Origin of the sequence: Diaphorobacter limosus (assembly GCF_033100095.1) — a bacterium.
Lineage (GTDB): Bacteria > Pseudomonadota > Gammaproteobacteria > Burkholderiales > Burkholderiaceae_C > Alicycliphilus > Alicycliphilus limosus.
In genome coordinates, this window is sequence record NZ_CP136921.1 from 3,836,159 (window position 1) to 3,857,439 (window position 21,281).

The following is a 21,281-nucleotide window of genomic DNA, read 5'->3' on the forward strand; positions in this document are numbered from 1 at the left end:
TTTTCAAGAAAGGATCTTCATGCGCAACCTTCTCCATTTGCCTCGGCAGTTGCCGTTGCACTCCCTGGCGCTGGCCGTCTCTGGCCTGGCGTTTTCCGTTCAGGCCCAGGAGGGCGCCACCCTGCCCACCGTGCAGGTGCGCGCCGAGCCCACCCCGGCCGGCAGCAGCCTGGCGCTGGACGAGCCCTCTGCCACCGGCTCGCGCCTGGGGCTGACGGCACGAGAAACCCCGGCCAGCGTCAGCAGCCTGGGGGCCGCCGACATCGCCGAGCGTGCGCTGACCCGTGCCCAGGACGTGGCCGTGCGCATGCCCGGCATCACCGAATCGCCCGCGCCCGGCAATGGCGGTACGTCATTGGCAGCGCGCGGCTTCAGCGGCCACAACTCGGTGGCGCAAATGGTCGATGGCACACGCCTCATCGTCGCCTCGGGCACCATCACCTACCCGTTCTCCACCTGGCCCATGGAGTCGGTGCAGGTGCTGCGCGGCCCGGCATCGGTGCTGTATGGCGACGGCGCCATCGGTGCGGTGGTCAACTACATCACCAAGCAGCCGCGCTTTGACAAGACCGAGCGCGAGGCCTTCGTCGCCGCCGGCTCTTACGGCGCCGTGCAGGGCGGCATCGGCCTGCGTGGCCCGATCAACGACACGCTGGCTTACTCGGTCTATCTGGATGCAGAGCGCAGCGACGGCTACCGCCGCTTCATGGACGTGCAGCGCCGCAATTACGCCCTGGCGCTGACGGCGCGCGCCAGCCGCGACCTGACGGCCACGCTGTCGCTGGACGGTGGCGTGAACGACGATGCGCGTTACTTTGGCACGCCGCTCAAGAATGGCCAGCTCGACAAGCGCGTGCGCCGCACCAACTACAACGTTGCCGACTCGGTGGTCAAGTACGACGACCGCATGTGGCGCCTGAAGGTGGACTACCAGGCCGCGCCGGGCCTGCGCCTGCGCAACGAGACCTACCACCTGAGCACCGACCGCCATTGGCGCAACGCCGAGAGCTACGCCTTCAACGCCGCCGGCACGCAGGTGCTGCGCAGCGACTACCTGGAGATCCTGCACGACCAGACCCAGACCGGCAACCGCCTGGACGCCACCATCGATGGCCACCTGGGCGGCATGAAGAGCCGCGTGATCGTCGGTCTGGACTGGTACCGCACGCATCTGCTGCACACCAACAACTCGCCATATGGCGGCGCGAGCAGCGTTGACCCGTTCGTGTTTGATGCCGGGCAGTTCATCAGCCCCGTGGCCACCACCCTGGGGCGCGATTCGACCCTGCGCACCACGGCGCTGTTTACCGAAGGCGTGCTGGATGTGTCGCCCACCTGGAAGCTGGTGGCCGGCCTGCGCAGCGACCGCATGGAGCTTGACACCACCGACGTGCGCCGGAGTCTGCAGCAGGGCAAGAAGTACGACCCCCTCACCGGTCGCCTGGGCGCGGTGTGGTCGCCCAGCAGCACGCTGTCGCTGTATGGCCAGTTTGCCACCGGCACCGATCCGCTCTCGGGCGCGCTGTCGCTGCCGGGCGGGGGGGATAAGTTTGACCTGACCAAAGGCCGCCAGGTGGAGCTGGGCGCCAAGGGCGCGCTGCCCGAGCTGCGCGGTGAGTGGACGGTGGCGCTGTACAAGATCGAGAAGCGCAACCTGCTCTCGCGCGACGCAAACGACCCCACCATCACCCAGCAGATCGGCCAGCAGTCCTCCACCGGCCTGGAGCTGGCCTTTGCCGCCGAGCCCGTGCGCGGCTGGACCATAGACGCCAACGCCGCCCTGCTGCGCGCGCGCTACGACGACTACCAGGAGCTGGTGTCGGGCCAACTGGTCTCGCGCAGCGGCAACACGCCCACCGGCGTGCCCGAGCGCACCCTCAACGTCTGGACCGCCTGGCGCTTTGCGCCGCAGTGGCGCCTGGGCCTGGGCCTGCGCTACGTGGGTGAGCGCCAGGGCAACACCGCCAATACGACCAAGCTGCCCGCCTACACGGTGTGGGACGCGGGCCTGGGCTACGAGCCCACGCGCCAGCTGCAGCTGGGCCTGTCGGTGAAGAACCTGGCCGACCGCGACTACGCTGTTTCGGGCCAGGCCGGCAGAACCTGGCTGCTGGGCGCGCCGCGCACCGTGATGCTGACGCTGCGAACGCAGTTCTGAAATGAATCACCCCCCTGTGCCGCTGCGCGGCGGGGCTGCCCTTGCGCGGTGGCCCACGCTGGGGCCGCGCCAGTTTCATGGGCCGTGGGTGGCGCGCAGCGCCATGGATAACTGAAATGAAAAAGACGCTGATTTGGCTGCACAAGTGGCTGGGCGTGGTGCTGGCGCTGTTCTTCCTGATGTGGTTTGCCAGCGGGGTGGTGCTGTATTACGTGCCCTTTCCCAACCTGACGCAGACCGAGCGCCTGGCCGGCCTGGCGCCGCTGCAGCTGCCTGGGGGGTGCTGCCTTGCCGCACCGGATGCGGCCGCACGCGCCGGCCTGGCCGCGCCCCGGCTGGAGCAGGCGCGCCTGGGGATGCTGGGCACGCGCCCGGTGTGGCGCCTGAGCGCGGCCGGCGAGGGCGGGGCGCCGCGCTGGCATGTCATTGACGCCGTCCACGGGAAGCTGCTGGCGCCACTCGATACCGCGCAGGCGGTGCAGCTGGCCGAGGCCTTCAGCGGCCGCAGCGCCCTGGGCAGCGAATGGCTGGAGCGCGACCAGTGGACCGTGCCGCAAGGCCTGGACGCGCACCGCCCGCTGCTCAAGGTGCGCCTTGCGGGCGACGATGGCCTGGAGCTGTACGTGTCACCCGGCGCCGCAGAGGTGGTGCGCGATACACGCCGCGCCGAGCGCTTCTGGAACTGGCTGGGCGCCGTGCCGCACTGGATTTACCCGACCGTGTTGCGCATGTTTCCGGCCGCGTGGCACCAGGTGGTGGTGTGGCTGTCGATACCCGCCGTGCTGCTGGCCGCCACCGGGCTGGTGCTGGGTGTGTGGCAGCTGTTCTTGAACAAGAGCCGCTGGATTCCCTACCGCAAACCCTGGTGGCGCTGGCACCACATCACCGGACTGGTGGCTGGGGTGTTTACCTTCACCTGGATGTTGTCCGGTCTGCTGTCCATGGGGCCGTTCGGCGTTTTTGACGGCACCCGGCTGGAGCTGCGGGCGCGTGCGCTGTGGGCCGGGGCTGCCCCGGTGCTGACACGCGGCCCGGCCGCCGCCACGGCGCTGGCGCAGGCCGCCGGCCTGACGCCGCTGGAGCTGGACATGCAGCAGGTCGCCGGCCAAGCCTGGTGGCGCGTGCAGGGGCGCCTGGCCGATGGCGCCTTGGCCCAGCGCCTGGTGCGCGCCGACGACGGCGCCAGTAGTGCAGTCAGTAGTGCAACCGATGGTGCGGCCGTGCGCGCGGCCCTGCCCGACGCTGCCGTGCTGCAGGCGCTGGCCGCCATGCGCCCGCAACTGCCGCCGCCGCAGATCGCGCAGCTGGCGCAGTACGACGACGCCTACTACGCACGCACCCAGGACATCGACGCCCTGGCGCGGCGCCCGCTGCCCGTGTGGCGCGCGCACTGGCCGCAGGACGGCATCACGGTCTATGCCGACCCTGCCAGCGCGCGCATCGTCATGCAGGCCGACAACCGCACGCCCTACAAACGCTGGCTCTACCACGGCCTGCACAGCCTGGACTTCGCGCCGCTGCTGGCACGCCCGCTGCTGCGCGAAGCGCTGGTCGTGGGGCTGTCGCTGCTTGGGGTGGCGCTGTGCGTCACATCCTGCGTGCTGGCCTGGCGCGTGCTGGTGCCAAAGCGCCGGCGCCAGCGGCCATCGGGGGTGGCGAGGGCTGGGGCGACAATCGCGGCCCAGGAAGCCTGAACCATGACGCTGCACTCCTGCACCTTCACCACCCCCTTGGGCGACATGCTGGCTGTGGCGTCGCCGGCCGGCCTGTGCCTGCTTGAATTCGTCGGCCAGAAGGGCCTGGAGCGTGAACTGGCCCAGGTGCAGGCGGCGCGCGGCACGGCCGTGCAGGCGGGCGCCAGCCCCATCCTGGCCCAGACCCGGGCCGAGGTGGCCGAATACTTTGCCGGGCGGCGCCAGGGTTTTGGCGTGGCGCTCGATCTTGTGGGCACCGCCTTTCAGCTGGCCGCCTGGCAGGCGCTGCTGGCCATTCCCCACGGCCAGACGCGCAGTTATGCGCAGCAGGCCCGCTCCATAGGCCAACCCACGGCCACGCGCGCCGTGGCGGCGGCCAACGGCGCCAACAAGGTGTCCATCATCGTGCCCTGCCACCGCGTGATCGGCAGCAACGGCAGCCTGACCGGCTTTGGCGGCGGCCTGGCGCGCAAGCAGGCCCTGCTGGCACTGGAAGGCCGGGCGCAACAACAGGATTTACATGGCATCTGACACCCCACCCACGGCCCAGGCCTACGGCGCACAAGAGCGCGCCGCCATCTACCGCGCCATCGACGAGCGGCGCGACATGCGCCACTTCGCCGGCGGCAGCGTGGCGCCCGAGGTGCTCACGCGCCTGCTCACCGCCGCGCACCACGCGCCCAGCGTCGGCTTCATGCAGCCCTGGCGCTTCATCCGCGTGCGCAGCCGCGCCCTGCGCGAGCAGCTCCATGCCTGTGTCGAGGTGGAGCGCCAGCGCACGGCCGACGCCCTGGGCGAGCGCCGCGATGGCTTTTTGCAGCTCAAGGTCGAAGGCCTGCTCGATGCCGCCGAGGTCTTTGCCGTGGCCCTGGCCGATGGGCGCGAGGCCCATGTGTTCGGCCGTCGCACCCTGCCCGAGATGGATCTGGCCTCGGTCGCCTGCGCTATCCAGAACCTGTGGCTGGCGGCGCGCGCCGAGGGGCTGGGCATGGGCTGGGTGTCCTTCTTCGATCCGGCCGATGTCGCCCGGCTGCTGCAACTGCCGCCGGGCGCGCGCGCCGTGGCGCTGCTCTGCCTGGGGCCGGTGCATGGTTTTTACGAGGAGCCCATGCTTGCCCGCGAACGCTGGGCACGCCGGGCGCCGCTCGCATCGGTGGTGTTTGACGATGGCTGGAGGCGGCAGGCCGACTGGCTGGATCGGGCCTGAAGGCTCAAGCCTGGCGTTGCAGCAGCCGCACATGCATGGGGCGCACAAAACGTGCGCCCTCGGCCGTGCAATGCGGCGCAAAGGCCGCGGCCACACGCTCCTGCAGCGCGGCATCGATGCGGTGATCGGCAAACGTGGGGCGCATCATGCGTTGGTCGAACTCGGCAAAGTCGCTGAATTGCACCGGCATGTCAAAGCGCCGCTCGGCCACCTGTTGCCAGGGGCTGCCGAAGGCTGACAGGGCACGATCCACGGCCGCCTGTGCCGCGGCGCGCACCACGCCTTCGTCGTTGTACAGGCGCACGATCTCGTTGAGCGGCCCGGCATACACGGGCTCGGAGACATACAGGTAGCCACCAGGGCGCAGCACCCGCGCCACCTCGGCCAGCGCCTGGTCCATGGCCGTCAGCGGCACATGGTGCAGGGACTTGAGCATCAGCGCCAGGTCAAATTCGCCATCGCCACAGGGAATGTCCTGCGCCCCAGCGGCCACGAAGCGCATGCCCTCTGGCGGGTCTTGCAGGTTGCGTGCGTGCTGTATGGCATCCACCTCCAGGCCCATGTAGCGCAGGCCCGGCCAGCGCTTGAGCATCTGCTGCGCCATGCGCGCGGCGCCGCAGCCCAGCTCTATCACCTGCGGCCCGGGGGCGGGCACCAGCTCGGCGAGGAGATCCAGTTCGTCGGTGATCAGGCGGGTCATGGTGCGGCGTGGCAAGCCGCCACCGGCCACAGTGGCGGGCGTTGATGACAGGGCGGGGTGGCGGAGACTGTGAGATTCGAACTCACGGACGGTTGCCCGTCGGCAGTTTTCAAGACTGCTGGTTTAAACCACTCACCCAAGTCTCCAGGCAAGCCGCGTATTCTAAACGCGCATCAAGGGGTCTCCAGCAGCAGGGCCGCGACCACGTTGCGGCCTTCGCCGGCCAGGATGTTGTAGGTGCGGCAGGCGGCCTGGGTGTCCATGGTCTCCAGGCCCATGCGCCTGGCCATCAGCGGCTGCAGCCAGGCGGGCGGGGGGAAGCGGTTGCGCGCGCCGCTGCCAAAGATCACCACCTCGGCGTCCAGCTCGGCCAGTTGCGCGAAGTGGGCCGGGGTCAGGTCTTCAAAGCGGCTGCAGTCCCAGGCGATACGCTGGCCGCGCGAGCTGATGATGACGCTGCTGGTGATCTTGTCGGCGTCCACGCTGATCCAGCCCGGCCCGTAGGCGGTGATGGTCTGCACGTCGAATTGGTCGGGCTGGAATTTCATGGGCGCCGTGAGAGGTCTGGGGCCGCCGTTGGCGACGGGGCCGCGGGTGGGAACTGTGCTTAAATTATAGGTTTCACCGACTGTCTCGCTGGCTCCATCGGTGCCAGCTCCTGACCACCTGCCCGCGCATGAAGCCCATCCACAAATCCGCCAAGCTCAGCAATGTTCTCTACGACGTCCGCGGCCCGATCGTGGACGCGGCCAAGCAGATGGAGGACGAGGGCCAGAAGATCATCAAGCTCAACATCGGCAACCTGGCGCCGTTCGGCTTTGATGCGCCCGAGGAAATCCAGCAGGACATGATCCGCAACCTGCCCAACTCGGCGGGCTACTCGGACAGCAAGGGCATCTTCGCGGCGCGCAAGGCGGTGATGCACTACAGCCAGCAGCAGGGCGTGGCCGGCGTGACGCTGGACGATATCTACCTGGGCAATGGCGCCAGCGACCTGATCGTGATGGCCACCATGGCGCTGCTGGATGACGGCGATGAGCTGCTCGTGCCGGCGCCCGACTACCCGCTGTGGACTGCCTCGGCCAGTCTTGCCGGCGGCAAGCCCGTGCATTACCTGTGCGACGAGGACAACGGCTGGATGCCGAGCCTGGCCGACATCCGCGCCAAGATCACGCCGCGCACGCGCGGCATCGTGGTCATCAACCCGAACAACCCCACCGGCGCGCTGTATTCGGACGAACTGCTGCGCGGCATCGTCGCGATCGCGCGCGAGCATGAGCTGGTGCTGTTTGCCGACGAGGTCTACGACAAGGTGCTGTACGACGGCGTGGGCCACACGGCCATGGCCAGCCTGTCCTCCGACGTGCTCACGCTGACCTTCAATTCGCTCTCCAAGGCCTACCGCTCTTGCGGCTACCGTGCCGGCTGGATGGTGATCTCGGGCGACAAGGCTGCGGCGCGCGACTACATCGAGGGCCTGAACATGCTGGCCAACATCAAGCTCGGCTCCAACGTGCCGGGCCAGTGGGCGATACAGACGGCGCTGGGCGGCTACCAGAGCATCAACGACCTGGTGAAAGAGGGCGGGCGCCTGCGCCGCCAGCGCGACCTGGCCTATGAGCTGATCACGCAGATTCCGGGCGTCAGCTGCGTCAAGCCGCAGGCGGCGCTGTACATGTTCCCGCGCCTGGATCCGGACATGTACCCGATCGCCGACGACCGCCAGTTCTTCATGGAGGTGCTGCGCGCCACGCGCGTGATGCTGGTGCAGGGCTCGGGCTTCAATTACCCGGACAACCAGCATTTCCGCATCGTCTTTCTGCCGCACGAGGACGACCTGCGTGAGGCGGTCGCGCGTCTGGCGGCCTTCCTGGCAACCTATCGACAGCGCAACGCCAAGGCGGCTTGACTATTTTTTTATAGCTAGTGGCGCTTGATAGTAGGGCGCTAGAGCCATTTTTGACTGGTAAAACTGAAATGAAACCCATACAAGTAGGCCTGCTGGGCATCGGCACCGTGGGCAGCGGCGTGTTCAACGTCTTGCAACGCAACCAGGAAGAGATTCGCCGCCGGGCCGGCCGCGGCATAGAGATCGCCTGTGTGGCCGATCTGGACACCGCGCGCGCCCGCTCCATCGTCGGCGAGGGCACGCGCGTGGTGGGCGATGCGCGCGAGGTCATTGCCAACCCCGAGATCGACATCGTCATCGAGCTGATCGGCGGCTACGGCATAGCCAAACAACTGGTGCTGGAGGCGATTGCCGCCGGCAAGCATGTGGTCACGGCCAACAAGGCCTTGCTGGCCGTGCATGGCACGGAGATCTTCAAGGCCGCCGCCGACAAGGGCGTAGTCGTCGCCTACGAGGCGGCCGTGGCCGGCGGCATCCCCATCATCAAGGCGCTGCGCGAGGGCCTGTCGGCCAACCAGATCCAGTGGGTGGCCGGCATCATCAATGGCACGACCAACTTCATCCTGTCCGAGATGCGCGACAAGGGCCTGGACTTCGACGTGGTCTTGAAGGAGGCGCAGCGCCTGGGCTACGCCGAGGCGGACCCGACGTTTGACATCGAGGGCGTGGACGCCGCGCACAAGGCCACCATCATGTCGGCGATTGCCTTCGGCATTCCGGTGCAGTTCGACAAGGCCTATGTGGAGGGCATCACCAAGCTGAGCGCCGCCGACATCCGCTACGCCGAGCAGCTCGGTTACCGCATCAAGCTGCTGGGCATCACCAAGCGCACCGACAAGGGCGTGGAGCTGCGCGTGCACCCCAGCCTGGTGCCGGCCAAGCGCCTGATCGCCAACGTCGAGGGCGCGATGAACGCCGTGGTGGTGCACGGCGACGCCGTGGGCACCACGCTGTACTACGGCAAGGGCGCGGGCTCGGAGCCCACAGCCAGCGCCGTGATCGCCGACCTGGTGGACATCACCCGCCTGATCGAGGCCGACCCCGCGCACCGTGTGCCGCCGCTGGCCTTCCAGAGCCACACGCTGGGCGCGGCGGGGCAGGACCTGCCCGTGCTGCCCATGGCCGAGGTGGTCACCAGCTACTACCTGCGCATCCGCGTGGCCGACCAGGCCGGCGTGCTGGCCCGGATCACCGGTCTGCTGGCCGACGCCGGCATCAGCATCGACGCCGTGCTGCAGCGCGAGGCCGACGAGGTGGGCGGCGAGGGCTCGACGCAAACCGACGTCATCATCCTCACCCACGACACGCGCGAGGGCGACATGGACGGCGCCCTGGCCCAGATCCAGGCCTTGCCCACGGTGCTGGCACCGATCACGCGCATCCGCAAGGAAGAACTGAACTGATGGATTAATCTGGCCAGAATGCGTAAAATTCTGGCCAGATTGACGCCATCAGGAGGTCGCCATGTCCGCAATCTGGCAAGTGCAAGAAGCCAAGAACCACTTCAGCGAAGTGATCGAGCGCGCCCTCACCGAAGGGCCGCAGACCGTCACGCGCCATGGCAAGCCCGTGGTGCGGGTGGTCGCGGTGACCGAGGGCGACATGCAGGAGCCTGCCGATGACGGGTTCCTGGAGTTTTTGCTCAGCGCGCCCAAGGTCGAGGGCGGGCTACCTGAGATGCCGCGCGACACAAACCCGGGGCGCTCGCCCATGTTTGGCGAGGATTGACTCGCCATGCGCTGGCTGCTCGATACCTGCACGATATCGGAGTCGACTTATCCCCAACCCCATGCTGGCGTGCTCGACTGGCTGCGTCGGCACCACCATGATTGCGCCATCGCTGCGGCATCCTTTGCCGAAATCCATTACGGCATCGCCTGCCTGCCACATGGCGCCAAGCGCAATCGCCTACAGGCATGGGCGCTGGAGCTGGCTCAGCAGTTCGATGGTCGTATTCTTGCCTCCGACGATGCCGTGTGGCGCCAGTTTGGCGACCTCAAGGCTTCGTTGCGCGCCATGGGCCGTATGCAGGATGCCCTGGACATGGTGATTGCCGCGACGGCGCTGCACCACGGCCTGCCCCTCGTCACCCGCAACACGCGCCACTTTGAAGACACGGGCCTCAGGCTCGTCAACCCCTGGGCCGACGTGTCCCAGGCTTGAGTAACACCATGCAATACCTCTCCACCCGCGGCCACCCCGAACGCAAGCGTTTTTGCGACATCCTGCTCGAAGGCCTGGCGCCCGACGGCGGCCTGTACCTGCCCGAGACCTACCCGCAGATCGACGACGCTGCGCTGACCCAGCTGCGCCGCGCCTACAACGAGGAAGGCTACGCCGCGCTGGCGTTTCGCATCCTCTCGCTGTACATCGACGACATTCCCGCCGCCGACCTGAAGGCCTTGTGTGCCAAGACCTATACGCAAGAGGTCTTCGGCACGAAAGAGATCGTGCCCCTGCGCCAGCTGGAAGACGGCCTGTGGATCGAAGCGCTGTCCAACGGCCCCACGCTGGCCTTCAAGGACATGGCCATGCAGCTGCTGGGCAACCTGTTCGAGTACGAGCTGGCGCGCCGTGGCGAAGAGCTGAACATCCTGGGCGCCACCAGTGGCGACACCGGCAGCGCGGCCGAATACGCCATGCGCGGCAAGCAGGGCGTGCGCGTCTTTATGACCAGCCCGCACGGCCGCATGAGCCCCTTCCAGCAGGCGCAGATGTTCAGCCTGCAAGACGAGAACATCCACAACCTGGCGATAGAGGGCGTGTTCGACGACTGCCAGGACATCGTCAAGGCCGTGAGCAATGACCATGCCTTCAAGGCCCGCTACAAGATCGGCACCGTCAACTCCATCAACTGGGCGCGCCTGCTGGCCCAGGTGGTGTACTACTTTGCCGGCTACATACAGGCCACGCAAGGCAACGAGCAGAAGGTCAGCTTCACCGTGCCCAGCGGCAACTTCGGCAACATCTGCGCCGGCCATGTGGCGCGCCAGATGGGTCTGCCGATCGACCGCCTGGTGGTGGCCACGAACGAGAACGACGTGCTCGACGAGTTCTTCCGCACCGGCGTCTACCAGGTGCGCGCCAGCGAGCACACCTACGAGACGTCCAGCCCCTCGATGGACATCAGCAAGGCCAGCAACTTCGAGCGCTTCGTGTTCGACCTGGTGGGCCGCGACGGCGCGCGTACCCAGGCCCTGTTTGCCGACGGCGTGGGCCGGGCGGGGCGCTTCGACCTGAGCCAGGACGCCGTGTTCCAGGACACGGCCGGCAAATATGGTTTCGTGAGCGGCAAGAGCACGCACGCCGACCGCCTGGCCACCATCCGTGACACGTATCAGCGCTTCGGCCAGATCATCGACACCCACACCGCCGATGGCGTGAAGGTGGCGCGCGAGCGGCGCGGCGACCTGGCCGTGCCGATGATCGTGCTGGAGACGGCCCTGCCCATCAAGTTTGCCGAGACCATCCAAGAGGCCCTGGGCCGCGCGCCCGAGCGTCCGGCCAGGTTCGAGGGCATAGAGCTGCTACCCAAGCGCGTGCAGCAGCTGCCGGCCGATGTCGAGCGGGTGAAGGCCTATATCGCCGCGCACTGTGATTGAAGTCAAATGAGGGCGTAGCGCTTGCTGGTAGGCTGCTGATAGCTATCATTTTTGCATAAGGAGCGGCGGTGTGAAGGTGCTGGGCTTTGCCGGTTATTCGGGCAGTGGCAAGACCACGCTGCTGGAGCAGCTGATTGCCCTGCTGCGCCTGCGCGGCCTGCGCGTGTCGGTGGTCAAGCACGCGCACCACAGGTTTGATATCGACCACCAGGGCAAGGACAGCTGGCGCCACCGCGAGGCCGGCGCCTACGAGGTGGTCGTGGCATCCGACCGGCGCATGGCGCTGATGCGCGAGTACGAGCAGCCCCATGCGATCGATCCGCATGAGCTGCTGGCCGAACTCGACCCGCGCGTCGATTGGGTGCTGGTGGAAGGCTTCAAGCACAGCGACCTGCCCAAGGTCGAGGTCTGGCGACCCGCCGCGCCCGGCCAGCCGGAGCGCCCCGTGCACTACGGTGGCGATGACCATGTGGTGGCCGTCGCCACCGACGCGGCACAGCTGCCCCGGCCCACCGCGCTGCCCGTGCTGAACCTGCGCGACCCCGAGGCGGTGGCGCAGTGGATGCTGGAGCAGGGCGCGCGTTTTGACTATCTGCCCCAAGCCGTGGAGGCCTGCGAATGACAGCGCGCACACCCCTCATACCCCTTGACGACGCCCTGACCGAGCTGCTGGCCCAGGCCAGGCCGCTGGCCGGCGTCGACACCGTCAGCACCTTCGATGCCGACGGCCGTGTGCTGGCGCAGGCGGCTATCTCGCCTCTGCAGGTGCCGCAACAGGACAACAGCGCCATGGACGGCTATGCGCTGCGCTGCGTCGACGTCGCTGCGGCGGGCGTGGAGTTGCGCGTGTCGCAGCGCATTGCGGCCGGCGACAGCGGCCAGCCCCTGCTGCCCGGCACGGCCGCGCGCATCTTCACCGGTGCGCCCGTGCCAGCCGGGGCCGACGCCGTGGTGATGCAGGAGGACTGCGAGGCGCTCGACGACGGCCAGCGCGTGCGTATCAACCACCTGCCCAGCCCGGGCCAGGCCATACGCCGCGCCGGCGAGGACATCACCCTGGGTGCCCAGGTGCTGGCCGCCGGCACGCGCCTGACCCCGGCCGAGCTGGGCCTGGCCGCCAGCATTGGGCTGGCGCAGCTGCAGGTGGCGCTCCGCCCGCGCGTGGCCTTGTTCTCCACCGGCGACGAGCTCGTCATGCCCGGCGAGGTGGCGCCCGCGCAAATGCGCCCCGGTGCCATCTACAACAGCAACCGCTTCTTTCTGCGCGCCATGCTGCAGCGCCTGGGCTGCGCGGTGACTGACATGGGGGTGGTGCCGGATCGGCTGGACGCCACCGTGGCCGCGCTGCGCGAGGCCGCCCAGGGGCACGATCTGATCCTGACCAGTGGCGGTGTCTCGGTGGGCGAGGAAGACCATGTCAAGCCCGCCGTGCAAAGTCTGGGCAGCCTGGACTTGTGGCAGATCGCCATCAAGCCCGGCAAGCCCTTTGCTTACGGCCGCATCGGTGGCGCGCATTTCATCGGCCTGCCCGGCAACCCGGTATCGAGCTTCATCACCTTTGCGCTGCTGGTGCGGCCCTTCCTGCTGCGGCTGCAGGGGGTGGTGAATGTTGCTCCAACAACAATAGCTGCCAGCGCTGGATTTGATTGGCCAAGAGTCGATAAACGCCGAGAATTCTTGCGTGCCCGCCATGGTGCGGACGGCCGCCTGGAGCTGTTTGCCAACCAGGGCTCGGGCGTGCTCACTTCGGTCGCCTGGGGTGATGGCCTGGTCGACAACCCCGCGAGCCACGCAATAGCGCGCGGCGACCAGGTACGTTTTCTGCCCTTTGCCGAGCTGCTGTCATGACCGCGCCGCTCACCATCACCGTGCGCTACTTCGCCTCCATCCGTGAGGCCGTGGGCCAGGGTCAGGAAACCCTGCGCACCGCTGCCCCCACCCTGGGCGCGCTGCGCGACGAGCTGATAGCGCGCGGCCAGCCCTGGGCCGATTGCCTGGCGCGCGGCCGAGCCGTGCGCATGGCGCTGGATCAAACCATGGCCCAGGAAGCCACGCCGCTGGCCGACGGTGCTGAGGCGGCGTTCTTTCCGCCCGTCACCGGCGGTTGACCGTCAATCGCCTGTCGTTGGCAGGGCCGGGCTGCGCCAGCCCAACAGCTCGGCCAGCCGCAGCGTGATCCAGCGCGCCTCCGGGGCGCTCACGCCGGCATCGGGGCTGACCAGGCCGGCATGCATGCCCAGCAGCACGCCTTCCTCGGAGCGCGCGCCGCCGTGGTAGAGCTGCTGCGCCTGCTCTACCAGGTGCTGGGCCAGGTCTTCGCACAACTCGTAGCGTGCCCGCAGTTCATCCACGGGCAGCAACAGGCGCTGACGCGCGTCGCTGTGCAGGGCGATGAAGGAGGGCGGGATCAGGATCTGGTTGTCGTCATGCATGGGCCGTATTGTCGACAAAGGCACGATCACCGACCCTGAGAGGCCGCCGCAATCAGGGCTGCTTCTGGTCTGCTGGCGGCGCGTCGTTGCGCGTGAACAGCCAGACAAAGAACACCAGCATGCACAGCATGAAGCCTATGCCCACGGCGCTGAACAGGCCGACCTCGGTGGTGAAGAGTTGCTTGAGCAGTTGCATGGCAGGTTCCCTTGTAGTTGAGTATGTGCTTATATTGCAACGCAACACGAAGGGCGCGTGTTTGCTTTAGGTCAAGAAATACCGCGCAGTCGTTGGTGGCTTTGTCAGCCTTGATATGGCTCAAGCCTGACGGGCGTCAGTCGGGCACGAACAGGCGTTCAAAGCGCTGTTGATCGCTTGCCAGCTCAAAGGTCACCAGCTGCCCCATCTTGTTGTCGGCGCGCCGGTGGGCGGCAAACAGGCTGTGGCGGCCCGCCAGCTCGAAGCTGGGCAGATCGATCAGCGCATAGGGGTGGGGCACGAAGGTCTGGAACTCGAACACCACGCGGTGCTGGTTGCGTGGCGAGGGGTAGAGCGTGTAGTCGTCGGTGTTGATGGTCTGCAGGGCCATGGAGCAGGAGCGGGGCGTTAAAGTGCCAATTTTGCGCCTTGATCCAATGACCCGCGTTTCCATCCAGACCCAGGATTTCGATGTCTCGGCCGAGCTGGCCCGGCTGCGCGCCCAGGATGCGCGCGTGGGCGCCGTCTGCTGCTTTGTCGGCACAGTGCGTGACCGCAACGATGGTGATGCCGTGGCGACGATGGAGCTGGAGCATTACCCCGGCATGACCGAGAAGTCCATCGAGGCCATGATAGCTGCGGCGCTGGCGCGTTTTGACCTGTACGGCGTTCGCGTGATCCACCGCGTGGGGCTGTTGGCGCCGCTCGATCAGATCGTGCTGGTGGCCGTCACCAGCGCGCACCGCGGCGAGAGTTTCCAGGCCTGCGAATTCCTCATGGACTACCTGAAAACCCAGGCACCGTTCTGGAAGAAGGAAGAAACGCCCCAGGGCGCGCGCTGGGTGGACGCGCGCGTGGCCGACGACGCGGCGCTGGCGCGCTGGGGCATTGCCGCGCCAGCGCAATTTGACTGACTTTGATGGCGCGGTGGCTTGAAATCGGGGCGTTCCAACCCTAGTTAGCAGCAAGTTGGAGGTAAACCATGCGTTTCGACAAATTCACGACCAAGTTCCAGGAAGCCCTGTCCGACGCCCAGTCCATCGCGCTGGGCCATGACAACGCCTATATCGAACCGGTGCATATGCTGGTCGCCATGCTGCGCCAGGATGAGGGTCCGCGCGCGCTGCTTGAACGCGCCGGCGCCAACGTGCCCGGGCTGCTGAAGGCGGCCGAGGCCGCCGTGAAGCGCCTGCCCCAGGTGCAAGGCCAGGATCAGGTGCAGGGCAGCCCCGAACTGGGCCGCGTGCTGCAGGCCACCGAGAAGGAGGCGATACAGCGCGGCGACCAGTTCATCGCCAGCGAGCTGTTCCTGCTGGCCCTGATCGACAGCAAGGGCGAGGCCGCGCAGATCGCCAAGGACAACGGCCTGTCCCGCAAGAGCCTGGAGGCGGCGATAGAGGCCGTGCGCGGCGGCCAGAAGGTGGACAGCGCCGAGGCCGAGGGCCAGCGCGAGGCCCTGAAGAAATACTGCCTGGATCTGACCGAGCGTGCCCGCCTGGGCAAGCTCGACCCCGTGATCGGCCGCGACGACGAGATCCGCCGCGCCATCCAGGTGCTGCAGCGGCGCAGCAAGAACAACCCGGTGCTGATCGGCGAGCCCGGCGTGGGCAAGACCGCCATCGTCGAGGGCCTGGCCCAGCGCATCGTCGAGGGCGAGGTGCCCGAGTCGCTGAAGAACAAGCGCGTGCTGGTGCTGGACATGGCGGGGCTGCTCGCCGGCGCCAAGTACCGCGGCGAGTTCGAGGAGCGGCTGAAATCAGTGCTGAAGGAGGTGGCGCACGAGGAAGGCCGCATCATCCTCTTCATCGACGAGATCCACACCATGGTCGGCGCCGGCAAGGCTGAAGGAGCGATAGACGCCGGCAACATGCTGAAACCGGCCCTGGCGCGCGGCGAGCTGCACTGCATAGGCGCGACCACGCTGGATGAGTACCGCAAGTACATCGAGAAGGACGCGGCCCTGGAGCGGCGCTTTCAGAAGGTGCTGGTGCAGGAGCCCAGCGTGGAGGACACCATCGCCATCCTGCGCGGCCTGCAGGTGCGCTACGAGGCGCACCACGGCGTGGACATCACCGACCCGGCCATCGTCGCCGCGGCCGAGCTCTCGCACCGCTACATCACCGACCGCTTCCTGCCCGACAAGGCGATTGACCTGATCGACGAGGCCGCGGCCAAGATCAAGATCGAGATCGACTCCAAGCCCGAGGCTCTGGACAGGCTGGAGCGGCGCATGATCCAGCTCAAGATCGAACGCGAGGCCATGAAGAAGGAGCATGACGAGGCCTCGCAAAAGCGCCTGGCCTTGATCGAGGAAGAACTGGCCAACGTCGAGCGCGAATACGCCGACCTGGAAGAGATCTGGAAGATGGAAAAGGCCAGCGCCCAGGGCAGCGAGCAGATCAGGAAGGACATAGACGCCATCCGCACGCAGATGGATGACCTGAAGCGCAAGGGCGACTTCAACAAGGTCGCCGAGCTGCAATACGGCCGCCTGCCCGAACTGGAAAAGCGCCTGAAGGAGGCGCAGGACAGCGAGGCCGATGGCGAGACCCCGAAGCACCGCCTGCTGCGCACCCATGTGGGCGCCGAGGAGATCGCCGAGGTGGTCAGCCGTGCCACCGGCATTCCCGTGGCCAAGATGATGCAGGGCGAGAAGGACAAGCTCCTGCACATGGAGGACAAGCTGCACGAGCGCGTGGTCGGCCAGGACGAGGCCATATCAGCCGTGGCCAACGCCATCCGGCGCTCGCGCTCGGGGCTGTCGGACCCGAACCGGCCGCTGGGCAGCTTCTTGTTCCTGGGCCCCACGGGCGTGGGCAAGACCGAGCTGTGCAAGGCGCTGGCGGGCTTTCTGTTCGACAGCGAGGAACACCTGGTGCGCATCGACATGAGCGAGTTCATGGAAAAGCATAGCGTTGCGCGCTTGATTGGCGCGCCTCCCGGCTATGTTGGCTATGAAGAGGGCGGCTACCTGACGGAGGCTGTGCGGCGCAAGCCTTACAGCGTGCTGCTGCTCGACGAGGTGGAGAAGGCCCACCCCGATGTGTTCAACGTGCTCCTGCAGGTGCTGGACGACGGGCGCCTGACCGACGGCCAGGGCCGCACCGTGGATTTCAAGAACACGGTCATCGTCATGACCAGCAATATCGGCTCGCCGCTGATCCAGGCCATGGTGGGCCAGGACGCGGACGACATCAAGGAAGCGGTGTGGGGGGAACTAAAGAACCATTTCCGCCCCGAATTCCTGAACCGCATCGACGAGACGGTGGTGTTCCACGGGCTGGATGCCAGGCACATCGAGGCCATTGCGCGCATACAGCTGCATTTGCTGCAAGCGCGGCTGGCCAAGATGGATCTGCAGTTGGAGGTGTCGCCCGCAGCGATGGGCGAGCTGGCCAAGGTGGGGTTCGACCCGGTGTTTGGCGCGCGGCCACTCAAGCGTGCGATACAGCAACGCATCGAGAATCCGCTGTCCAAGCTGCTGCTGCAGGGGCACTATCCGCCCAAGAGCGTGATACCCGTGGATGTCGATCCGGTGCAGGAGCCAGGGGTATTTCACTTTGGCCAGGCCCGCCAGCTGGCTTGAAGCCTACCATGGAGCGCGCGGTGCGGGCCTGGCCCGCGCCGGCACTCCTGTCTGAAAGGGGGATGGTTTGAATGATGTAGTGACCGGTGTGATCCGGTGGGTTTTGCGCCTGGTGGTGTTGGCCATGGGCGTGCTCTTCTTCCTGAGCCTGCTGGCCGCCGCGGCCGTGCTGGCGCTGGTCTGGGGCCTGCGTGCGCTGTGGGCGCGGCTGACGGGCAGGCCCGTCACGCCGTGGGTCATGCGCATGGATCCGCGCACCGGCTGGAGCACCGTGTACCGCAGCACGGCGCGCTGGACGGCCCAGCGCCCGGAGCCGCCGCGCCGGGACGATCACGACGTCACCGACGTGGTGCCGCGCGAAATCCGCTGAAAACCCCTCACATTTGCCTGACGCGTGGCCTGCCCGGCCTGCGCGGCCATCCACCATGCGCGCCACTTTGCCGGACGACATTCGCCACGTTTTTGAATTGCAGCGCCAGGCCAGCCGCGCCCAGCCCGATACCCCCCTGACGCTGCGCCGCGAGCGCCTGCTGCGCCTGTCCAAGCTGATTGACGAACATGGCCCGGCCCTGGCAGCCGCAGTCCAGGCCGACTTCGGCATGCGCTCGCCGCGCCTGACCGAGGTGGCGGATCTGTTCATGCTGCGTGCCCAGCTTGCGCACACCCTGCGCCACCTGGCGCGCTGGTGCCGGCGCACCCGGGTGCGTACCCCGTTGTTTCTGTTGCCCGCGCGCGGCTGGATCGAGCGCCAGCCGCTGGGCGTGGTGGGTGTGATCTCCCCCTGGAATTACCCGGTGCAGCTGGCCCTGGCGCCGGTCATAGACGCTCTGGCAGCGGGCAACCGCGTCATGCTCAAGCCCAGCGAACTCACCCCGCACACGGCGGCGCAGCTGGCAAGCCTGGTGGCGCAGTTCTTTGCGCCCGACGAGTTCTGCGTGGTCCAGGGCGACGCGGCCACCGCGGCGCTGGTGGCCTCGCTGCCGTTTGATCACCTGGTGTTTACCGGCTCCACCGCCGTGGGGCGCAAGGTGGCGCAGGCCGCGGCCGCCAACCTGACGCCGACCACGCTGGAGCTGGGCGGCAAGTCGCCGGCCATCATCGATACCGATTGCGACCTGCGGGAGGCGGCGCTGAAGATCGTCCACGGCAAGCTGCTCAACGCCGGCCAGACCTGCATCGCCCCCGACTATGTGATGCTGCCGCGCGGCAGCGAGGCCGCCTTTGCCGAGGCCTACCGCGCCGCCGTGGCGCGGCTGTTTCCGTACTTCGAGGGCAACCCGGACTACGCCGCCATCGTCAGCCCGCGCCACCTGGCGCGGCTGCGCACCATGTTGCAGCAGGCCCAGACCCTGGGCGCCGAACTGCAGGTGCTGCAGCCCGTGCCCGGCTCGCCCGCGCCTCCGCCCCAGGGCATAGGCGACGGCGTGGGCCGGCAGATGGCGCCGGTGCTGGTGTTTGGCGCCACGCCGGCCATGCAGCTGATGCAGGAGGAAATCTTCGGCCCGGTGCTGCCCGCGCTGAGCTACGAGCGGCTCGATGACGCCATTGCCCACATCAACGCCGGGCCGCGCCCGCTGGCCCTGTACTGGTTTGGCCGCGGCGAGGCCGCGCGTGATGACGTGCTGCGCCGCACGGTCAGCGGCGGCGTGTGCGTCAACGACACGCTGCTGCATGTGGCGCATGACAACCTGCCCTTTGGTGGCGTGGGCGACAGCGGCTGGGGCGCGTATCACGGTGAGGCCGGCTTTCTGCGCTTTAGCCACCAGAAGTCGGTGCTGGCGCAGTCGCGCTGGGCCCAGGGCCACCTGCTGTACCCGCCCTATGGTGCGCGTTTTGACCGGGTGATGGCGCTGCTGCGGCGCCTGGTGTAGCGCGTTGGCGGGTTGCCGCACGCCTGCCTGCCACAGATGGAGGCGTTTGCGTACAAAAACGGGGCTGGGCACAAGGAAACTTGCCGTGCTTGGAGACAAAAAACCATTTGAGGGAAAATACCGGGTTTTCCCAAATTCACCGGTTCTCGTTTTCCCATGTCCAGTATCCAGGTTCGTCCCGCCACACTTCGCGATGCCAAGGCCATTGCCCAGGTTCACACCACCGCCGCCTTGGAAGCCTACCGCGGTCTGGTGCCCGACGATCAATTGAAATCCATGTCTTCGGTCGAGAAGCGCCAGGCCTACTGGCGCGAGGCCATCGAGTATTGCGAGCCCCAGGTGCAGGTGGCCGTGGACGGCGACAAGATCGTCGGCTTTGTCGGCTTCGACCGCTCGCGCGATGAAAAGACGCGCAACACCACGGGCGAAATCTGGGCCATCTACGCCGCTCCCACGCATTGGGACAAGGGCGTGGGCGTGGCCCTGTGGGACGCCGCCCGCGATGGCCTGCAGGAAGAGGGCTGCACCACCGTCACCGCCTGGGTGCCGCTGCGCAACGAGCGCGCCCTGCGCTTTCACGAGATGGCTGGCTTCAAGCGCGAGATGACCACCGCCAAGACTGCCCTGGTCGGCGGCGTGAAGATCGAGGAAGTGCGCCTCAAGCGCCCGGTCAACTGAAGCCATTCCTGGCAGGCCCGGCAATGATCGAATGGAGCGAGCAGGGCGAGCAGCAGCGCGCGCGCTGGCGCTCCGAGGCTGGTGCCCCGGCGCCCGCCCGCGTGCAGCCGGCCGACGACACCCTGAGCGCCGACAGCGCCTACCGCCTGGCCTGCGAGGGCACGGCCCTGCTGTGGCGCGGCGACTTCCAGAATGCGCGCCAGCTGCTGCAGGCCTTGATGCGCCGCGCCGACCGCAAGAACCCCAAGGCAGCCGCCAAGGCCGCGCAGAAGCTGGCCGGGGCCACCCCGTCCGAGCGCTTTCACCTGCACCGCCAGGCGCAGGCGCAGCGCGCGCGCACCCTGGGTGCGCTGCTGATACCGGTAGCTGGCGACTACTCCATCCCCCTGCGCCGCGCGCCCGACTGGCGCGAGGCCTGCACCGAGGCCTGGGGCCCGGCCGATGGCACGCCCAGTGTGGTCGCGCTGCGTGAGTTGCTGGGCATGGTCGGCGCGCATGAATGGCGCAAGAAGGGCGTGGAGATCCCCGCCCTGGGCGCCGCGCCGGGCAACCGCATCCACCCGCACTACGGCGTGTTCTCGCCGCTGCGCGGCGAATACATCGACCTGGTGGCCCAGGCGCTGCTGCCGTCCACCGAGCTGGCCTTCGACATCGGCACCGGCACCGGCGTGCTGGCTGCCGTGCTGGCGCGCCGGGGCGTGCGCCGCGTGGTCGCCACCGAGCTGGCGCCACGCGCCCTGGCCTGCGCCCAGGACAACCTGCAGCGCCTGGGCCTGCAGGGCAGCGTCGAGCTGCTGGAGGCGGACCTGTTCCCGCCCGCTCGCGCGCCCCTCGTGGTCTGCAATCCCCCCTGGCTGCCGGCGCGGCCCAGCTCGGCCGTGGAGCAGGCGGTGTACGACGAGGGCAGCCGCATGCTCAAGGGCTTTCTGGCCGGCCTGGCCGCGCACCTGTCGCCCGGCGGCGAGGGCTGGCTGATCCTGTCAGACCTGGCCGAACACCTGGGCCTGCGCTCGCGCGATGAGCTGCTGGGCTGGATCGCCGCAGCCGGACTGCGCGTTCTCGGCCGCCAGGAGACACGCCCGCGCCACAGCAAGGCCCAGGACGCCGGCGACATGCTGCACGCCGCGCGCGCGGCCGAGGTCACGTCGCTGTGGCGCCTGGCCGTTGCGCAATGATCGCTATATAAATAATAGCTGCTTGCGTTTATTGGTAAAGAGTTAGAGGTCGTTTTGACTCAAACATTCCCGC

General features: G+C 67.7%; 23 protein-coding genes and 1 tRNA gene. 18 read left to right on the forward strand and 6 right to left on the reverse strand.

Annotated elements, in window-relative coordinates:
* Positions 1 to 19: 19 nt before the first annotated feature.
* The 4 genes from P4826_RS18455 to bluB all read left to right on the forward strand — a co-directional run bounded on the left by P4826_RS18455 (position 20) and on the right by bluB (position 5,059).
* Positions 20 to 2,158 carry a TonB-dependent receptor gene (locus tag P4826_RS18455; protein ID WP_317701799.1) on the forward strand — a complete coding sequence of 713 codons (2,139 nt, stop codon included), beginning with the start codon at positions 20 to 22 and terminating at the stop codon, positions 2,156 to 2,158.
* Between the two features lie 116 nt (positions 2,159 to 2,274).
* On the forward strand, positions 2,275 to 3,852 hold the full coding sequence (locus P4826_RS18460; protein WP_317701800.1) for a hypothetical protein: 1,578 nt from the start codon (positions 2,275 to 2,277) through the stop codon (positions 3,850 to 3,852).
* Positions 3,853 to 3,855: 3 nt separating this feature from the next.
* Positions 3,856 to 4,383: a methylated-DNA--[protein]-cysteine S-methyltransferase gene (locus tag P4826_RS18465; RefSeq protein ID WP_317701801.1), complete on the forward strand. Its 528-nt coding sequence runs from the start codon at positions 3,856 to 3,858 to the stop codon at positions 4,381 to 4,383.
* Positions 4,373 to 5,059, forward strand: coding sequence for a 5,6-dimethylbenzimidazole synthase (gene bluB, locus P4826_RS18470; protein ID WP_317701802.1), 687 nt, complete (start codon positions 4,373 to 4,375; stop codon positions 5,057 to 5,059). Before P4826_RS18465 ends, bluB begins: the two co-directional genes overlap by 11 nt.
* 4 nt (positions 5,060 to 5,063) lie before the next feature.
* On the opposite strand, the gene P4826_RS18475 is transcribed toward bluB, so the two are convergent.
* From P4826_RS18475 to P4826_RS18485, 3 genes are all read right to left on the reverse strand, one after another.
* Positions 5,064 to 5,759: a class I SAM-dependent methyltransferase gene (locus tag P4826_RS18475; protein WP_317701803.1), complete on the reverse strand. Its 696-nt coding sequence runs from the start codon at positions 5,757 to 5,759 to the stop codon at positions 5,064 to 5,066.
* Between the two features lie 58 nt (positions 5,760 to 5,817).
* Positions 5,818 to 5,905 (reverse strand) — tRNA-Ser (locus P4826_RS18480).
* A 27-nt stretch (positions 5,906 to 5,932) separates the two neighbouring features.
* The gene (locus P4826_RS18485) at positions 5,933 to 6,307 is read right to left on the reverse strand and encodes an Mth938-like domain-containing protein (protein WP_317701804.1); all 375 of its coding nucleotides are present in this window, start codon (positions 6,305 to 6,307) and stop codon (positions 5,933 to 5,935) included.
* Between the two features lie 128 nt (positions 6,308 to 6,435).
* Between P4826_RS18485 and P4826_RS18490 the strand changes: the two genes are divergently transcribed.
* The 8 genes from P4826_RS18490 to P4826_RS18525 all read left to right on the forward strand — a co-directional run bounded on the left by P4826_RS18490 (position 6,436) and on the right by P4826_RS18525 (position 13,378).
* Entirely contained in the window at positions 6,436 to 7,668 is a 1,233-nt protein-coding gene (locus tag P4826_RS18490; protein WP_317701805.1) for a pyridoxal phosphate-dependent aminotransferase, read from the forward strand.
* Positions 7,669 to 7,736: 68 nt separating this feature from the next.
* Positions 7,737 to 9,071 carry a homoserine dehydrogenase gene (locus P4826_RS18495; RefSeq protein ID WP_317701806.1) on the forward strand — a complete coding sequence of 445 codons (1,335 nt, stop codon included), beginning with the start codon at positions 7,737 to 7,739 and terminating at the stop codon, positions 9,069 to 9,071.
* A gap of 61 nt (positions 9,072 to 9,132) precedes the next feature.
* Positions 9,133 to 9,396, forward strand: coding sequence for a type II toxin-antitoxin system Phd/YefM family antitoxin (locus tag P4826_RS18500; protein WP_317701807.1), 264 nt, complete (start codon positions 9,133 to 9,135; stop codon positions 9,394 to 9,396).
* Positions 9,397 to 9,402: 6 nt separating this feature from the next.
* The gene (locus P4826_RS18505) at positions 9,403 to 9,831 is read left to right on the forward strand and encodes a PIN domain-containing protein (RefSeq protein ID WP_317701808.1); all 429 of its coding nucleotides are present in this window, start codon (positions 9,403 to 9,405) and stop codon (positions 9,829 to 9,831) included.
* 8 nt (positions 9,832 to 9,839) lie between these two features.
* Positions 9,840 to 11,270 carry a threonine synthase gene (gene thrC, locus P4826_RS18510; protein WP_317701809.1) on the forward strand — a complete coding sequence of 477 codons (1,431 nt, stop codon included), beginning with the start codon at positions 9,840 to 9,842 and terminating at the stop codon, positions 11,268 to 11,270.
* A 70-nt stretch (positions 11,271 to 11,340) separates the two neighbouring features.
* Positions 11,341 to 11,892 (forward strand): molybdopterin-guanine dinucleotide biosynthesis protein B, encoded by a 552-nt coding sequence (gene mobB, locus P4826_RS18515; protein ID WP_317701810.1) that lies wholly within the window; start codon positions 11,341 to 11,343, stop codon positions 11,890 to 11,892.
* Positions 11,889 to 13,118, forward strand: coding sequence for a molybdopterin molybdotransferase MoeA (locus P4826_RS18520; RefSeq protein WP_317701811.1), 1,230 nt, complete (start codon positions 11,889 to 11,891; stop codon positions 13,116 to 13,118). Before mobB ends, P4826_RS18520 begins: the two co-directional genes overlap by 4 nt.
* Complete coding sequence (locus tag P4826_RS18525) at positions 13,115 to 13,378, forward strand: MoaD/ThiS family protein (RefSeq protein ID WP_317701812.1); 264 nt, start codon at positions 13,115 to 13,117, stop codon at positions 13,376 to 13,378. The genes P4826_RS18520 and P4826_RS18525 overlap by 4 nt, the downstream gene beginning before the upstream one ends.
* Before the next feature lie 3 nt (positions 13,379 to 13,381).
* Here the strand turns inward: P4826_RS18525 and P4826_RS18530 are convergent, their stop codons facing one another.
* From P4826_RS18530 to P4826_RS18540, 3 genes are all read right to left on the reverse strand, one after another.
* Positions 13,382 to 13,702, reverse strand: a complete 321-nt coding sequence (locus tag P4826_RS18530; protein WP_317701813.1) for a hypothetical protein — start codon at positions 13,700 to 13,702, stop codon at positions 13,382 to 13,384.
* 52 nt (positions 13,703 to 13,754) lie between these two features.
* Positions 13,755 to 13,898 carry a DUF3149 domain-containing protein gene (locus P4826_RS18535; protein ID WP_317701814.1) on the reverse strand — a complete coding sequence of 48 codons (144 nt, stop codon included), beginning with the start codon at positions 13,896 to 13,898 and terminating at the stop codon, positions 13,755 to 13,757.
* Positions 13,899 to 14,034: 136 nt separating this feature from the next.
* A complete protein-coding gene (locus P4826_RS18540) occupies positions 14,035 to 14,289 on the reverse strand; it encodes a hypothetical protein (RefSeq protein ID WP_317701815.1) in 255 nt (84 codons plus the stop codon).
* A gap of 46 nt (positions 14,290 to 14,335) precedes the next feature.
* Here P4826_RS18540 and P4826_RS18545 point away from each other — a divergent pair, with 46 nt between their 5' ends.
* The 6 genes from P4826_RS18545 to P4826_RS18570 all read left to right on the forward strand — a co-directional run bounded on the left by P4826_RS18545 (position 14,336) and on the right by P4826_RS18570 (position 21,208).
* Positions 14,336 to 14,812: a molybdenum cofactor biosynthesis protein MoaE gene (locus P4826_RS18545; protein WP_317701816.1), complete on the forward strand. Its 477-nt coding sequence runs from the start codon at positions 14,336 to 14,338 to the stop codon at positions 14,810 to 14,812.
* A gap of 68 nt (positions 14,813 to 14,880) precedes the next feature.
* Positions 14,881 to 17,484, forward strand: coding sequence for an ATP-dependent chaperone ClpB (gene clpB / locus P4826_RS18550; protein ID WP_317701817.1), 2,604 nt, complete (start codon positions 14,881 to 14,883; stop codon positions 17,482 to 17,484).
* Between the two features lie 67 nt (positions 17,485 to 17,551).
* Complete coding sequence (locus P4826_RS18555; protein WP_317701818.1) at positions 17,552 to 17,854, forward strand: hypothetical protein; 303 nt, start codon at positions 17,552 to 17,554, stop codon at positions 17,852 to 17,854.
* Between the two features lie 55 nt (positions 17,855 to 17,909).
* A complete protein-coding gene (locus tag P4826_RS18560) occupies positions 17,910 to 19,355 on the forward strand; it encodes a coniferyl aldehyde dehydrogenase (protein WP_317701819.1) in 1,446 nt (481 codons plus the stop codon).
* Between the two features lie 156 nt (positions 19,356 to 19,511).
* Positions 19,512 to 20,033, forward strand: a complete 522-nt coding sequence (locus P4826_RS18565) for a GNAT family N-acetyltransferase (RefSeq protein WP_317701820.1) — start codon at positions 19,512 to 19,514, stop codon at positions 20,031 to 20,033.
* A 23-nt stretch (positions 20,034 to 20,056) separates the two neighbouring features.
* A complete protein-coding gene (locus tag P4826_RS18570) occupies positions 20,057 to 21,208 on the forward strand; it encodes a methyltransferase (RefSeq protein ID WP_317701821.1) in 1,152 nt (383 codons plus the stop codon).
* Positions 21,209 to 21,281 lie beyond the last annotated feature (73 nt).

Bases quoted from the DNA above. Each gene is read 5' to 3' on its own strand.
- P4826_RS18465 (WP_317701801.1), top strand. From the start codon at position 3,856: ATGACGCTGCACTCCTGCACCTTCACCACCCCCTTGGGCGACATGCTG.
- bluB (WP_317701802.1), top strand. From the start codon at position 4,373: ATGGCATCTGACACCCCACCCACGGCCCAGGCCTACGGCGCACAAGAG.
- P4826_RS18570 (WP_317701821.1), top strand. From the start codon at position 20,057: ATGATCGAATGGAGCGAGCAGGGCGAGCAGCAGCGCGCGCGCTGGCGC.
- P4826_RS18460 (WP_317701800.1), top strand. From the start codon at position 2,275: ATGAAAAAGACGCTGATTTGGCTGCACAAGTGGCTGGGCGTGGTGCTG.
- P4826_RS18530 (WP_317701813.1), bottom strand. From the start codon at position 13,702: ATGCATGACGACAACCAGATCCTGATCCCGCCCTCCTTCATCGCCCTG.
- P4826_RS18495 (WP_317701806.1), top strand. From the start codon at position 7,737: ATGAAACCCATACAAGTAGGCCTGCTGGGCATCGGCACCGTGGGCAGC.
- P4826_RS18505 (WP_317701808.1), top strand. From the start codon at position 9,403: ATGCGCTGGCTGCTCGATACCTGCACGATATCGGAGTCGACTTATCCC.
- P4826_RS18455 (WP_317701799.1), top strand. From the start codon at position 20: ATGCGCAACCTTCTCCATTTGCCTCGGCAGTTGCCGTTGCACTCCCTG.
- P4826_RS18565 (WP_317701820.1), top strand. From the start codon at position 19,512: ATGTCCAGTATCCAGGTTCGTCCCGCCACACTTCGCGATGCCAAGGCC.
- thrC (WP_317701809.1), top strand. From the start codon at position 9,840: ATGCAATACCTCTCCACCCGCGGCCACCCCGAACGCAAGCGTTTTTGC.
- P4826_RS18520 (WP_317701811.1), top strand. From the start codon at position 11,889: ATGACAGCGCGCACACCCCTCATACCCCTTGACGACGCCCTGACCGAG.
- P4826_RS18475 (WP_317701803.1), bottom strand. From the start codon at position 5,759: ATGACCCGCCTGATCACCGACGAACTGGATCTCCTCGCCGAGCTGGTG.
- P4826_RS18540 (WP_317701815.1), bottom strand. From the start codon at position 14,289: ATGGCCCTGCAGACCATCAACACCGACGACTACACGCTCTACCCCTCG.
- P4826_RS18500 (WP_317701807.1), top strand. From the start codon at position 9,133: ATGTCCGCAATCTGGCAAGTGCAAGAAGCCAAGAACCACTTCAGCGAA.
- P4826_RS18560 (WP_317701819.1), top strand. From the start codon at position 17,910: ATGCGCGCCACTTTGCCGGACGACATTCGCCACGTTTTTGAATTGCAG.
- P4826_RS18485 (WP_317701804.1), bottom strand. From the start codon at position 6,307: ATGAAATTCCAGCCCGACCAATTCGACGTGCAGACCATCACCGCCTAC.
- P4826_RS18490 (WP_317701805.1), top strand. From the start codon at position 6,436: ATGAAGCCCATCCACAAATCCGCCAAGCTCAGCAATGTTCTCTACGAC.
- P4826_RS18525 (WP_317701812.1), top strand. From the start codon at position 13,115: ATGACCGCGCCGCTCACCATCACCGTGCGCTACTTCGCCTCCATCCGT.
- P4826_RS18535 (WP_317701814.1), bottom strand. From the start codon at position 13,898: ATGCAACTGCTCAAGCAACTCTTCACCACCGAGGTCGGCCTGTTCAGC.
- clpB (WP_317701817.1), top strand. From the start codon at position 14,881: ATGCGTTTCGACAAATTCACGACCAAGTTCCAGGAAGCCCTGTCCGAC.
- P4826_RS18545 (WP_317701816.1), top strand. From the start codon at position 14,336: ATGACCCGCGTTTCCATCCAGACCCAGGATTTCGATGTCTCGGCCGAG.